Raw genomic sequence first — 13,716 nt, forward strand, 5'->3', positions numbered from 1 at the left:
GACTCTCACCACAGTCTGAATAGGTGAGACACTCGGGGTGAAGCCGCTATTGTTGTGTCGTCTTAAGGATTCCCCTGATCGTCTGAGCATCTAACCGGATACCACGCCTCAAACACTTGGCTGACTTCAAGCATCTACCTTCCCTAGTCGCGCTTTTCCGGACAGGCCGCGCCGCCAGATCCCGAGGCTGAGCAATCCTGTGCATACATTGCAAGGCTTGTTTAATAGATGAATTATCCCGTATAGGTTGATTTCATTGTCTGCGGGCACCCGCAGTGGGGGGGCGAATGTGGGCAGATAGCGAAAACAGCGTTGATTACCTCAACTATTCTGAAGTCTCCGAGATGATCTGCGAGATGATATCGGACGACACGATGCTTCCGATTTCGATCGGAGTTTACGGTAGCTGGGGTATGGGCAAATCAACGGTCCTGCAGTTGGTTGAAAAGGAGCTTTCAGCCGACGATAAAAATCTCATCATTCCCTTTGATGCTTGGCTCTACCAGGATTTCGATGAAGCGAAAGCTGCGCTTATGGCGGTCATCGCCACAAGTCTTTATCGGGCAACTCCCGAGACCTTCAAAGAGAAGGCAAAAAGCTTCCTCGAACGAACCAACAAGCTGAAGCTACTTGGGTTAGCAGCTGATATGGGCGCGTTTGCTTTTGGCATCCCGACAATGGGCGGCTTTAGCAGAGCGGCTGGCGCTGCAACGAATATAGCTGAAGGGAAATCTACCGAAGCCGACGTACAAGCAGTCAAAGATGGAATTAGTCAAGGAAGAGAACTGCTCAGTGGACTAGTTCGTGAGAAGCAGGAGCGCAGTCCTCCTGAAGAAATAGCTGCCTTTCGGTGCGAGTTCAGTGACCTCCTGGATACTATTGATCGCAAAATTGTTGTCTTCGTTGACAACTTGGATCGCTGCCTCCCCTCGAAAGCGATTTCTACGCTGGAAGCTATGCGCCTATTCTTGTTTCTTCCGCGGACAGCTTTCGTTGTAGCTGCTGATGAAGAAATGATCCGCCACGCCGTAGCAAAGTATTTTTCTGATCCCGGCGAACGGCATGTGTCCGAATATCTCGACAAGTTAATCCAGGTTCCAGTCAGACTGCCTCAGGTGGGGCTGCACGAGGTTCGGGCGTATCTCTTCATGCTTACCGCTACCCGCGCCGAAATAGATCCCTCTAAGGTAGAGGCTCTCCGTGTGCATCTGATCGAATCCCTGCGGCGGTCTTGGTCGGACGAACCTCCCTTCGACGTAGATCAGGTGGTAGAGAAGCTCGGCTTATCCAGGGATTCCGAAATTAGACGGTCGTTAGATACTATGGACCGTCTCGCGAGCATACTCGCATTTTCTCAACGCGTGAGCGGCAATCCTAGGATCATCAAGAGGATGCTGAACGTCATCCGCATGCGGTCATCCGTGGCCCGGCGACGGAAAATGGAAATCGACGAGGCAATAATTGCGAAGCTGCTGCTTTTTGAGCGCTGCACAAGTGAAGAGGCGATTCGAGGCCTTAGCACGCGTGTAGGAGCTGCTCCTAATGGTAAGGTTTCGATACTTAGTGAATTGGAAGCGGCTGATCGCTCGGAATTAAAGAAGCTGCTGCCGGATGAGTGGGTTAATTTCTCCGAATTTTTGGCTGAATGGCTAAGTATGGACCCCTCCTTGGGGGATACGGACCTACGTCCGGCTGTGTATCTTGCCCGTGAGACACTCCCCGTCCAGTTCGTACGCTCGCGGTTGAGTTCTACTGCGAAGGAAGCGGTTGATATCCTTCTGAAAACTTCGACGGTGCATTCAGCGATCTCAGCTAGTGCTGCTGAACGTATAGGCGCTGATGAAGCCGGTCTGGCAATGGAGGAGATTATCTCCGCCTTTAGCAGGAACCCCGATTGGAGCCGGGCGCGCAGCGACTTCCGAGGTGCAGTGGTTCTGGCGCGGCGGTGGAATGACGCGCACGCGAAACTGGTCCGGTACGTAGAAGGGATGTCGGAAGCCCCACGCTGGGCGAAGCGCTTAATGCGCATTGGTTCTAGTGAAGGAGAACGATGATGGGGACGTCCGCGTCTGCAAAGGGTGGCGGCAAGGACCAGCCCATGGTCCCTCCTTGGGCAGATGATCAGCCTGGAGCTGCACTGCCTAAGGGGCCAGAAAAGCGCTTCCAGTCTTTCCGCACTGCATTTGGAAAGCATTTGAGAACGGGGGAGGAGCGCTATCTGCGCCGAGCGCTCGGGCATTACGCTCGCACTACTACTGGCGGCAACAGTGTAGCTGCGCGGCGTTTCGGTAATTTCTACGCGGCTAGTGGGGAATTATATTCCGTCCTCTCATCACTTGCCGGAACCGGTTCCGATGCAGCAGAGAGAGGTCTAGCCAAAGAATCGCTGACTGGACAGGCATTGGATGTTGTGTGCCAGCGACTAGCCGATGCATTAGCACCTACGAATGCAGATGCTGATCCCATTCGAGAAGCTATAAACGAGGCGATGGCGGAAGTCCTGGATGAGAATGAGTTATTCGATCCGCAGCGACTGGATGAAACTACTATTCACCGGATTATTGCCGAATTCCTGTCACAGGCGATCTTCCAGGACATCACCAGAGAAGCTGGAAACTCTTGGAATAACGCTTCCGATCCAGCTCGTGCTGCTAGGGCTGAACAAGACTTACTCGAACTTATACGCGTAATTGTAGACGATAAGCTTGGGTCACACTTCAACGGTCGTTCGGGCTTGAGTGCGTCGGCAGTTAAGCAATTCACTAGAAGAGTTGTGATTGAGGTCTGGCAAGACTGGGAGGGATACGGTGACTAGGCTCGTATTTCATACGAATGTCGAATCCATCCCTGCTTCTGATTGCATTGGTACAAAGCACGTCTTCCTCTACGGCTCAAGACCACCGCGCGAAGGTACAGCGTCTGTCGGAGGTCAACTACGAGATAGGATAAAGCGTCTTGGCGCACCTTTAGGCACTAGAGCGTTAGATTTCCTTTCGATTGCTCTGGCGGTTACTGCAGCAGATACATTTGTCAGTAGAGAAGAGTGTTCTGGTGACGGTTGGGCGAGAGACTTTACCTTGAGAATTCCGCTCGCAGAACCTGACCCGTGGCGAGGCGTGTCCGGCGAGCTCGAGCGCGCCCTCGCGTTTCTAAGCGGCGATGCATGGAATTTGGAGTTCACCAACGGCGGGCTGCCGCCTCCAGGGAAAGATGAAATCCGTGCTGTTAGGAACCGCCTAGAGATTGGATCCGCGGATAGCGTGTGTCTATTTTCAGGTGGCCTCGATAGCATGATAGGCGCGCGACAGCTGATTGAAGAGGGCCGTACTCCTATCCTCGTGAGCCACTCTTACCGCGGTGACCGCAAGTACCAGCAGTCGGTTGCACTTGGCTTAGGTGGGAACCTGCCTCGTTTCGAAGCGAACGCCAATCCCGTCTTCAAAGGGCAAAACCGGAACGATACTACAATGCGGACGCGTAGCATCGGATTTCTCGCGTACGGTGTGGTTGCCTCGAATGCGCTTCATGTGCTGAGAGGCGAAAGTAATTCAATCAAGCTATATGTGCCGGAGAATGGGTTCATCGCGTTGAACGCTCCTCTTACGCGGAGAAGGATAGGTTCTCATAGCACGCGTACTACTCATCCACATTTTCTGGGTCTGTTGCAAACCGTACTCACGAAGGTGGGCATCCCCACCACAGTGGAGAATAGGTACAGGCACATGACCAAAGGCCAGATGCTCTCTGATCTAAGCTTGACGGCACCGTTAAGGCAGACCGCACTAAGGACGGTGTCCTGCGGAAAATGGAAGCGAGCGCACAAGCAGTGTGGGCATTGCGTGCCTTGTCTGATACGCCGTGCCGCGTTCCACGCTGCGGGTATCACAGATACAACAGAGTATCAGTTCCCAAATTTGTGGGATGTATGGGTGAGAAATGATTTGCGGGATGACCTTATGGCCGTTCTGATCGCTGTCTCGAGATCCGCTGCCAAAATCAAGCAGCGAGCCGCATCCAGTGGGCCCCTCCCGCTAGACGAAAAAGAACGAGAGGGTTGGCTTAAGGTGCATCAAAGCGGCCTTCAGGAGCTCCGCTCATACCTCAGTGCACAAGGCTTCGAGCTTTGATCGATTTTCATTGCCATCTAGACCTTTTCAAATCGCCGACGAAGGCTGCCGAAGAGGCGGACGCAGCTGGTGTGTATCTCCTCTCAGTAACAACCACTCCGAAGGCATTCCTAAAAACCGCACAGATAGGCAGAAACAAGAAACGCATTAGAACTGCATTGGGACTTCATCCGCAACTCGTACATGAGAGGCATAAGGAAGTTGCACTGTTTCTCCGACTGATCAGTGAGACAAAGTACGTAGGTGAAATTGGGTTAGATGGAGGGGCTGCATCGGCTGCTCATATGGATCTACAGAAAGAAGTTTTCGAGCAGATCCTGAAGGGGTGTCGCAGTGCCGGAGGACGTGTAATGTCCATACACAGCCGTCACGCTAGCAGCGATGTAATTGATGCGCTTTCACATCACCGAGACGCAGGAATCCCGATACTTCACTGGTTCTCCGGATCCGATGCGAACGCTAGAAGGGCAGTCGATCTCGGGGCATGGTTCTCAGTCGGCCTGCCAATGCTGAAAAGCCGACGCGCTTCTAGCCTAATTTCGATACTGCCGCGCGATCGAATACTTACAGAAACTGATGCTCCATTCGCTGCGACCGGAGATGCGCACTACCCCGCGAAGGCGCTGGCTGAAACTGTGAGAAGGTTGGCGATACTATGGAAGTGTGAAGAGGCCGAGGTGAATCTACAATTGAAGCGCAACCTCAGAACGCTTGGAGCGCGAGTGGCAAGATTTAATTGAGAGCTGAAAACGGCACATTTTCAATCGCGGCCTCTCAGTCAAATGCATTAAATTAGTGTCGCATCCATGCATCAAATTAGTGCGCGAAACTTGCAGGATTAGTCACAGGGAAGGATTGACCAAGCCTGGCTACCTCGAGCAGATCATGCGTGGCTGGCTCGCCATCAACCCTCGAGCGTCCGACAGGCGGCACGTCGATGTGGCTTAGAGCACGGTCTACTGGAATTTCATACACGAGTATCTGAGCGATCTGCGTCTTGATATCACGAACGGTCCCTCAGATCGTCCCGCTTCGCCTTCAATCTATTTGCAACGTCCATCCTCGGTGATCCCCTGCAACCAGACCGCAGGGGCTAACAGATCAGGCGTTGAAGGTCTGGTGGCGGTTGCTGTCTAATGGCAGCTGGCTCCGGCCTCACATGGCAAAAGTAGAAAGCTTTAATTGTGAAGTTGCCGATATGACGGCTCCACAACCAGGAGAAATTCGGGCATGGTTCTGAGTATGGGGCAAATAATTCGCTGGATTTTGCTGTCTCTTTTGGGGCTCGTTCTCACAGCGCTCTTTGAGCCGCCGGTCATGGCCTTCTTCGATAATCTCGGATGGCACGACGCTCCTGTTCGAATGCCGGGCGACGTCATGAATTGGATTGTCGGCATCGTTGGCGAGGAAGCCCTCCCCTGGGTCGCGGGTGGCATAATCGGTGCAGCCATGGGCGTATGGCTTCATTGGGCCGCGGTTCGCTATGATAGGAAAACGGATCGGCCGTTAAGCCAAAAGGAAAAGAAGAAGCGAGTAGACACGTGGTTGGGAGAATTAGTCGATCACATTGGAGTGATAAAGGCGTACTATTGGACACCAGAGCAGAATGATGCCTATGCAGCCATTTCACGAGCGCAGAGTGCGCTGTTAGTCGCCGTCAACGCATTTGATAGCCTACAGGAAATACAAAATATGATGCGATGGCTTCGAAAGCCAAACGAACATAAGGATGAAGTGCTCTCTTTTGTAAGCGATGGATCCTCACAAAGACAGGCTCTACTTTCCCTTTGCAGCGAAGCAGAAGCTTCCATACAAAAAGTACGCGATCAGGTGCAAACTACAGCCGTATCTCAATTGCCCCGATCGCTCTTAGACACTGCAATAGGAAAGCAGCACTGAATTTTCTCCGTGAGAACCCCAAAGCGCTCCTTATTGGTGCGTGTTTTGGCTTCGTGGGTTTGAATTAGGCTGTTGATTATGCGTCCTCTTTTTGGGGACGAGCTAGAATACGAACCGACATCGCATCTTTAGATACCTTGGTGGAAGTATCTGACAAATTGCCTCGGCTGCTCAATCGCAAGCTCATTTCGGGCCTAATACCGACAGTTGACCGGTTTGATCAGCACCTTGCCTTAGGCGCTTTGACACTTCCATCTCTGCTTCTAGCTTCTGGAGAAGTATCAAACAATCCTGCTCTCGCTTTCCCAACCTCGAGCGCAATTCAGAGATTTCAGCCTTTAGTCGTGCTATTTCACTCTTCCGAGACTGAGTTCGGACCGAGCGAGGCGCAGGCCTCCGCATAAGGGAACCCACCCGTGTGAGCTCGTGCTTGAGCGTTTCGAGTAAATCACGATGGGTCTTGTAGAGCGTATCGGTTCCCATCCGGTGAAAAGAAAGGAAGCCTGCGACGGTGAAGGTGTCGAACCCATCAAGTAAGTGAAGGTCAGCAGAGCTTTTGACAGCCCGAAGGCGTGCAATGAAGCTCTCAATGGTCCTACGACAGTTAAGAGCGCGCTTACGAGCAACTGCTGGCGTATTGGGCGACAGTGCTTTTACGCTCCTGGATCGTCGCTGCGACATTTGCCTTCTTCCTTGATGCTAAGCTCGGCTGCCATCCGGTTCGCTGTTTGTAATCCTTCTGCAGCCGCTTGCTTCAACATTTCCGGAATATCCTCACGGGCTGCTATGGCTTCATGGCGCGTTTGTGCGTCCGCCCAGAAACCAGCGAAGACTTTTGTTACCATGCAGTTGATGCAGCCACTGCAGAGCTGAGCAGATTTAGGCCCCTCTGGACGTGATCGTATGCCGTGTCGGTCTGCTGGCTCTAAACATTTGGCATAGGCTGCTGCGTTACGCCACCAGGTGCAATAGCCCCACGGCTGTGGGTACAACAATACGTCCTTTTGTTCGATAATTTCCGAAATTATCTCTCCGACCTCATCCGGCGGCACCGCTTCAACCTGTATGCGCGCGGCAATTCTTTGCCACCTTTTCCCGAATGGGCCGACGATATCCAAGCCCTCGTATATTGATCGCTCGAGAATTGAAGCCGTTAGTTCACGCTGTTCTTCGGTCGCGAGCGCATCGCTAGTTTCATCTAAGCAATATCGCAGCGACATCGAAATATCCTCGTGCCGCAGATGCTGCCGCAGAGCATCCAAGCCTGGGCCAATTTCGAAGTACCAAACCCACGCGCTCGGTAGAAACCTACGGAGTTGGTGCGGAGCAAGTCGCCATTCTTTTCCGTCCTCGGATTTTGGCGCTCCAACATCGCGGCAGAAATCCGCGACATATTTTTGCACCGTACTTTGGTTCAGAACGCTTTTGCCCAAGCGGTTGCTAAACGCGAACAAGCGCTTCGTGTTAACTGCAGCTCTAGCGTCTCGCCCCAACCGTTCCGCGACTTCAACAGCTTTCACAACGATCTCAGGGCACGGCCTGAGATTTGCTTGACCGATTTGCGCATTCGTTTGCTTGTGAAAGGTGCTATTAAAGTAATATCCGTCCACACCTTCAGATATGCAATCAACAGTAAGTCCAAGACACTCGCCCAATCGATCTGACATGAACATGTCGATAACGATGAATATCGAGGTCCACAGAGTGGCTAGTGCCTTCTCGAGACTATTCCCCTCAGTCCTCCTCCGAGAGGCATACACGGTTGTGATCGGCCAAGGAGCGGCGCTGCCTCTTTTGCCGACAAACGGTAATCCTAAAGCATCGAAGTTGCCTTTGCGGGGGTAGCACAGGTCGCGTTTAACTGGTTCGGCCGTGGCGACCTTATGTAGACGATGCACGAGTTCTTCGGAGCGAGCGCTATCTCTTCTTGCCTGCTCGAACTCCGTTATGAGAGTTGGAAGATCGCGCTTATATAACTGCGTTACATGCAACCCTAGTTCTCGAGCAAACTCCGAACGTTGCACTATCCCATTCCGAACTGGAACTACCGGTTTCCCCTTCATATGATCCAGTAGGGCCTTCATGACGACACGATCAGCCTCTCCTGGAGCCCGACGCGATCGTTCTTTGATCGGGGGGATAGCCGTCACTTGCTGATGTAGGTTTATTAGATCGTCTGAGTAGTAAACGATGTACTGAATGGCTGCATCTAGGCAGTGCAATGCAATGGCAGAAGGAATGATTGGTGTAGTACCAGTTGAACGTCCTAGCCTGCGAGCAAGCTCTGCTGGTGAATTGCCCGCCGGGAAGGGATCAAACTCGAAGCCATCGAGCAAAAGGTATCCATTTTCGGTCGGATAAGCGTAGAGAAGATGTAGCGACTGTGCTACGCGAAATATTTCTAGTATGCGGCCGTCGGTGATACGCTTTTCGCGAGGTGCGCCTAAGCCTTTCGCGAAGTTCAGGCCGAAGGGCAGCTTGCCACAGAAATCTTCCCAGTCTGCACGAGTTACTTCGGAAAGGCTTCGATAACCGAGGCCTACAGTCCACTCAATGATTGAAAGTAGAGTAATCGAGCGTGCGATCGCAGTCTCGTGGGCCTCGATAGCGAATTCGGCCCGTGGATCATCGATTAAAACAGCAAGGAAACGCCGCGCATTCTCTAATAGTGAAGCGTGATGATCGTCCGTAAGTAATGCGCTATCCGGTAGATTTCTATCCCATCTGATGGCGTGCAATCCTGAGGCCTTCATTGTGTTGAAGCGCCATACGGCATCGCTCCAACCTGACTGCAAATCCGATGGAATTGCTAGAGGAGCTAAACGCTTGGTAGGTTCGCTGCTTGCGGTGGAGCAACTGTGGACGTTAGCCTCTGACTCTTTACGTGAAACTACTGTCGCTGAACGACTTGCGGTCATCTAGTCCAGCTCCATGTATAGCACCTGTAGTTGTCCCGCGAGCTCCTCGCCTTCTTCTTTTATGTCCGGGGGGATGGCCTCCCACGCTGCATTCAAAAACAGGAGGACGGGTCCCCATACTTCTGTCCATGAAGCAGGATAACGGCGGGCATGAGATCGCTCGCGGAGGTGTCTGCGGAACGCGAAGATTTCAGCAGCAACCTGTGGCTCTGCGAGAAGGATTTTTGTCCCGCTAGTAATCCACGACACCAAAACGTTTTCAGCTTCTGTCGTATCTGAACCTTTTTCCGCTGGCTTAGCTGACCACTCACCGAAACCCTTGCGGCGAGCTTTAGATATGATCGCCTTAGCTCGCTCCGGAGTGCCTACAAAGCGCTCTCTGAGGTCCGGAAGCCGCTCGGTGGCGTGGGCAAATACGAAGTCTTGCACTTCGCGCACTTGCTGGTGATTCAAGGAGGTGGCGGCGACTTTTCGTAGATAATGGACGGTTGTCTGGTAATTCTTGTGTTTCGCGCGTGCGTTGACTTGGACCAGATTATTCTCGGAGTTGAGCGCCTCCATAAATAGAACGCTGCTTCGAATTTGGTCTAAACTGATTGGGAAGGCGGAGAGAACTGGGTCCGCGTGGCGGATCCGGTGCCAAGCTCGGTTCTGTACCAACTCGTTCAGTACGCCAACGCGGTATGCTCCTCGAGATCCTCTCGGACCATAAAGATTGCTTACCAGGAACAGATGGTCTTGCTCGGATTCGATCGCGGACCGCGAAAGCCGCTGCTGCAATCTTATTAAACATTCAATGACATTTACGAGGCTGATGTGCTTGCTGCTTGATAGAGAAAGCGCAGAGTCATCGCCTCTTCTAAAAAGGTCATGAAGAGGTTCATTGCCAGATCTATGTTTGTGCCAATGCAAACGGTAGAGGTCTTCCTCGTTTACCTTTACGAGAGCTGAGGTAGTGAGCGACAACGCACTCGACACATTCATCGCAGTCTCCATGAGCACGATGATGAGGTAGTAGATTGAATCATCGCCCGTCAGGTGCAGCCGACGATCGAGAGCTCGGTAGCTAAAGCGGTTATAAATTAGCCTTGTCAGTTGCGGGTCGTCGTTGGTAGTCGGAAGGATGCCACCGCGAGCGTACTCTATATAGGAGAGTAGGCTGATCTCCGTCTCGAACGCAGAAACACTTCCTTTGCCAAATCCGGCGGCGCGGCTAAGCCGGCCATTGCTAGCACTTAGGAATGCTTCAACTTTTTCAAACTCAGACCGACTGATAGCTGCCATAGTCTGTTGGTGAGACGTCCAGTGTCGGCGTATACCTTGCTCTGCTAGCCGCCTAAGGTGGCGCAGCATTGTAGAGAGGCGAGCCTTCATCACTTCAGGGTCTGTGACATTTGTCAGCTGTGTTAGGAGCTCCCAGGTTTCGCGGGAATGTTTGTCGTCATTGAAAGCTGCATCCAATGCCCCGCTGTCGGCCGCCACGCGAGGCGCTAGCTGAGATATTGCTGGTTTGGGTGTGGCCGAGAGAAACGCGTTCGTTACTCCTGTAGGCAAGCGGAAGCTTGGTAAAACCCCCTCAGCTTGTAGTGAGGCGGCGAAGGCATTTGCATTAGCGATATACAGGTTGCGAGTGCCCGCCCGGAGGCTGGCATCTTCACGAACCGAACGAGCAGCCGCCTCGAAGTTCCTCTCCCAATTCGAGGGTGACCAGTCAATTTGATAAGATTTCGCGACGCTTCCAAATACACGTCGTATTGGCGTGAGGTACCCTCGAGCGGTTTTCGTCGACCGACTAGATATGAAACGCAGAAAGGCGTTGGCCATCTGGTGCGCAAGTCCGCCGAACGGCTTAAGCGCCGTAAGATCAAACCATTGCTGGTTCCTCTCTGTGCTGTGTGTTGGAGAGTGTAGAACTAGCGGAAGACGGGGGCTGATGGTGGCAGGCGCGGGGTAAAAGCCGTCCGCAAGGATGTCGACCGAGCGTGTCCGGCGATGGCGTGGCTGACCTTTAGTTGCCTGTGTCGTCTTGGTCACCGGTACCGCTCCAACATAATTAGTTTCTGGATCTCGGTATCCCGATCAAGCAATGCAGAACGCATTGCTCCAGTGGCAGCTGCAGCTTCCTCATGAGCTAGATGCAGGTAGATGGAGGCGGTAGACAATCGCTTTATGGCCGCGAAGGCCATGACTGCGATCAATGTCTCTGCCGGTGACTGTCCAGCATCTAGTCGGTATCTCGCAAAGTCTGTGATTGCTCGGTGTCTGTTATGATGAGGACGAATTTTTGCGAGTTCAGGTCGCCCGTGACGTTCTGCAGCAATATTCGCAGCTGATTTCCACCAGTTCGTTATGCTCTGTGGAAGGAGAGCTTTCCCGGTCTTCTGCGACAGAAACACGCTTTCGCAGGCGTGCTCTGAGATCCCTCTGCTAGCAAGGAACCTAGCTCTCGGGCCTTCAATAAACTTGCTAACGGCCTCCGCAAGACTTAACGGGATCTGGATATCCCTAGCCCCGGCCCTTTTCGCTCTTATGACCCTCAGCGTGATCAGCGGTAGCGCTCGCCCCTGAGCGACGGCTTCTCGATGTTCCCTGAGTTTCATTACCGAGGGGAACTGTTGCTTCTCGATTGCCACTACTTCGCTGCGCCTCAGCGATGCAATTCGCATCAGCTTTACTACAAGCAGGCGAGACTCCCGCGTAAATCGTGAATGCGACGAGCGGCTGATTTGCGCATCAACTAATGCAAAGTCTGAGTGGCTGATTAGCTTTGCCTCATTGCGTGAGGAGCGAAGCGGCTGAAGGTAATGGTTTACTCTGTTTTTCCCGTAAAGGGCCACCTTCACCCTGTAACTTGTGTCCTCACGCACTTCTCCAATAAGGCCACTAGCCCAACCCTTACGCTCTGCATAAAGAAAAAACTGAAGCACCACCCCCAGATTTCCGCGGAACGTGCTCGGAAGTACCTTCCTGCTCCCGAGCATCAGCAATTTCCAGCGAGTTAGAAAGTCGTCGTCAACTTCATCCCACTTTACAGGACGCGTGGGATTGGCTTCATCAAGTACGCACAAGAAATCAGCGATGATACGGGCGTACTGCCCCACTGTTTCGCGGCTTCGCCCAGTGCGCCTGAGAGAAAGCAAAAACGCCGTCGCCGCGAATTGCATGTGCCCCGCTGCGTCACATGGGTACCTGAAACGAGCCAGATCAAGACCACTTGGAAGTAGAGCGTCTACAGCGGCGCTTTGAAGCGTATGAAGCCGGGTGAGTCCGGATCCATCCTCAGAGAAACTCATTGCGCACACCAGGCAACCATCGTTGCTATACCGCGCACCTTCCTGAAGCTGTTATTCGTCACGATCCAGCGAAGGCTGGAGCCTTTGGGTCGAATTGATGGAGTTGGGTACTGAGGCTTGTACTTGCCACTAATCCAACACTTGCAACCACCCACCCACTTAGCCTTTCTCATATCAGTCTCCTGCACGTTGCAGCCTGAAGCTTGAGTGCGCTTTGAACGAAGCGCAAGCGCTGCAACGTTACCTACTTTTCGGCTGGCTACTCCTGTAGACCAGAAGGACAAGATCGGCAGAAGTAGAGTGATTTCAGAGCGTTAGGTTTGCTCGAGATGTAGGGCTTAAGGATTCCCTTAACCCGCCCTAAGGATCCGATTAAGAACTCGACCTCTTGATGCTCAAGGATCGTTCTTGTGGATAATGAGGAGCTCCAGCACCTTAGACGCGGGCCATGTGTCTGGGTCCCACGATCGGTGACATTCAAAGGGCGCACTGCTATGTTCCACCCATGGGGACGTGGCTATGGGAACATATTAAATCGGAGTGGGGCGTTCTGACGGCCGCCCCCGTCGCCTTCTCGACGTTGCTAGTCGGTGGTCTGCTTGTCGGCGGCAGTCTAAGCTGGTTTCTACTCGACAAAATGTATGTTCGAGAAATTGCAACTCTTAGTCGCGAGCTCGAGGTCAAAAACGGCACGATCCAAGAGTATCAGGATCGGCTTGAAGATCGAATGAACAGGATTGAGCGACGACTAGACGAGCAACAGGAAGCGGCCATTCGCAAGCAATTGAGCGGTGCGCCATCGGATGTTTCTATCGCCGTAGGCGACGGCGACGACGATCCTTTTGCATCGCAACTCATCGAGCTCTTCAAAGAAAGTGGGTGGAACGTCGATGCCAGCGTTAAACCTTCCGAATCAGATACTGTCGTGTTGCCAAAAGACCGTGAGGCAGCTGAAACCATTCAGCGCGCCTTCAGAGACGCGGGAATAGCAGTCAGTGAAGAAGCCGGTTCGGACGGCACGTTAAGCTACGGCGATTTTCTTGATCTCTTAGAACCTGAAAGAGGTGCACCTCAAAAATTTGAGCATGAGACATCTGGGACCGAAAACCAGTCTCAGAACTCGCCATCCTCGCCGCAGATGCAACCGCCACATATAAAGTACGCAAAGTAGGAATGATCTGGCTTATCTCTTTAGCGGCACTCGCAAGCGCCGCCTACGCTGTCTGGCAGCCTACACGGCGTTCATTCCTCTTGGCTGGAGTGCTGAATGCAGGGGCAGGCTTGTTGCTCTGGCAGCTCGTCTACTGACCGAAGTGATCTGATGTATTGCGAATCGGTGTGCGCTGCAGCATTCGACAGCTGCTACGAATCACGCTACTTCTGAGCAACAGTCGAGCGTGGACCTGCTTCGCTACGGCTTGGGAGGATAAGCCAGTCCCTTGATTTTAAAGGGTTTTTCTCGCGTAACTTGTGGATGCG

9 protein-coding genes are annotated in these 13,716 nt (G+C 52.8%); 5 read left to right on the forward strand and 4 right to left on the reverse strand.

Annotation, left to right across the window (positions count from 1 at the left end):
* Window positions 1-287: 287 nt before the first annotated feature.
* The 4 genes from WA367_RS02475 to qatD are packed head-to-tail and all read left to right on the forward strand — an operon-like array spanning window position 288 to window position 4,867.
* On the forward strand, window positions 288-2,054 hold the full coding sequence (locus tag WA367_RS02475; protein ID WP_336055214.1) for a KAP family P-loop NTPase fold protein: 1,767 nt from the start codon (window positions 288-290) through the stop codon (window positions 2,052-2,054).
* Window positions 2,051-2,815: a hypothetical protein gene (locus WA367_RS02480; RefSeq protein WP_336055215.1), complete on the forward strand. Its 765-nt coding sequence runs from the start codon at window positions 2,051-2,053 to the stop codon at window positions 2,813-2,815. Before WA367_RS02475 ends, WA367_RS02480 begins: the two co-directional genes overlap by 4 nt.
* Window positions 2,808-4,127 carry a Qat anti-phage system QueC-like protein QatC gene (gene qatC, locus WA367_RS02485; RefSeq protein WP_336055216.1) on the forward strand — a complete coding sequence of 440 codons (1,320 nt, stop codon included), beginning with the start codon at window positions 2,808-2,810 and terminating at the stop codon, window positions 4,125-4,127. The genes WA367_RS02480 and qatC overlap by 8 nt, the downstream gene beginning before the upstream one ends.
* Window positions 4,124-4,867: a Qat anti-phage system TatD family nuclease QatD gene (gene qatD, locus WA367_RS18145; RefSeq protein WP_442935517.1), complete on the forward strand. Its 744-nt coding sequence runs from the start codon at window positions 4,124-4,126 to the stop codon at window positions 4,865-4,867. Before qatC ends, qatD begins: the two co-directional genes overlap by 4 nt.
* 1,097 nt (window positions 4,868-5,964) lie before the next feature.
* Here qatD and WA367_RS18150 read toward each other — a convergent pair.
* The 4 genes from WA367_RS18150 to WA367_RS02505 all read right to left on the reverse strand — a co-directional run bounded on the left by WA367_RS18150 (window position 5,965) and on the right by WA367_RS02505 (window position 12,108).
* Window positions 5,965-6,048, reverse strand: coding sequence for a DUF6471 domain-containing protein (locus WA367_RS18150; RefSeq protein ID WP_442935530.1), 84 nt, complete (start codon window positions 6,046-6,048; stop codon window positions 5,965-5,967).
* A gap of 631 nt (window positions 6,049-6,679) precedes the next feature.
* Window positions 6,680-8,944, reverse strand: a complete 2,265-nt coding sequence (locus tag WA367_RS02495; RefSeq protein ID WP_336055218.1) for a hypothetical protein — start codon at window positions 8,942-8,944, stop codon at window positions 6,680-6,682.
* On the reverse strand, window positions 8,945-10,978 hold the full coding sequence (locus tag WA367_RS02500; protein ID WP_336055219.1) for a hypothetical protein: 2,034 nt from the start codon (window positions 10,976-10,978) through the stop codon (window positions 8,945-8,947).
* Window positions 10,975-12,108, reverse strand: a complete 1,134-nt coding sequence (locus WA367_RS02505) for a hypothetical protein (RefSeq protein WP_336055220.1) — start codon at window positions 12,106-12,108, stop codon at window positions 10,975-10,977. The genes WA367_RS02500 and WA367_RS02505 overlap by 4 nt, the downstream gene beginning before the upstream one ends.
* Before the next feature lie 634 nt (window positions 12,109-12,742).
* Between WA367_RS02505 and WA367_RS02510 the strand changes: the two genes are divergently transcribed.
* Window positions 12,743-13,408 (forward strand): hypothetical protein, encoded by a 666-nt coding sequence (locus WA367_RS02510; RefSeq protein ID WP_336055221.1) that lies wholly within the window; start codon window positions 12,743-12,745, stop codon window positions 13,406-13,408.
* Window positions 13,409-13,716 lie beyond the last annotated feature (308 nt).

The sequence above is a fragment of the Nitratireductor sp. CH_MIT9313-5 genome (genome assembly GCF_037029545.1).
GTDB lineage: Bacteria > Pseudomonadota > Alphaproteobacteria > Rhizobiales > Rhizobiaceae > Chelativorans.

Excerpts from the sequence above, each read along its gene's own strand:
- WA367_RS02475 (WP_336055214.1), top strand. The coding sequence starts at position 288 with ATGTGGGCAGATAGCGAAAACAGCGTTGATTACCTCAACTATTCTGAA.
- WA367_RS02480 (WP_336055215.1), top strand. The coding sequence starts at position 2,051 with ATGATGGGGACGTCCGCGTCTGCAAAGGGTGGCGGCAAGGACCAGCCC.
- WA367_RS02495 (WP_336055218.1), bottom strand. The coding sequence starts at position 8,944 with ATGACCGCAAGTCGTTCAGCGACAGTAGTTTCACGTAAAGAGTCAGAG.
- WA367_RS02505 (WP_336055220.1), bottom strand. The coding sequence starts at position 12,108 with ATGCAATTCGCGGCGACGGCGTTTTTGCTTTCTCTCAGGCGCACTGGG.
- WA367_RS02510 (WP_336055221.1), top strand. The coding sequence starts at position 12,743 with ATGGGGACGTGGCTATGGGAACATATTAAATCGGAGTGGGGCGTTCTG.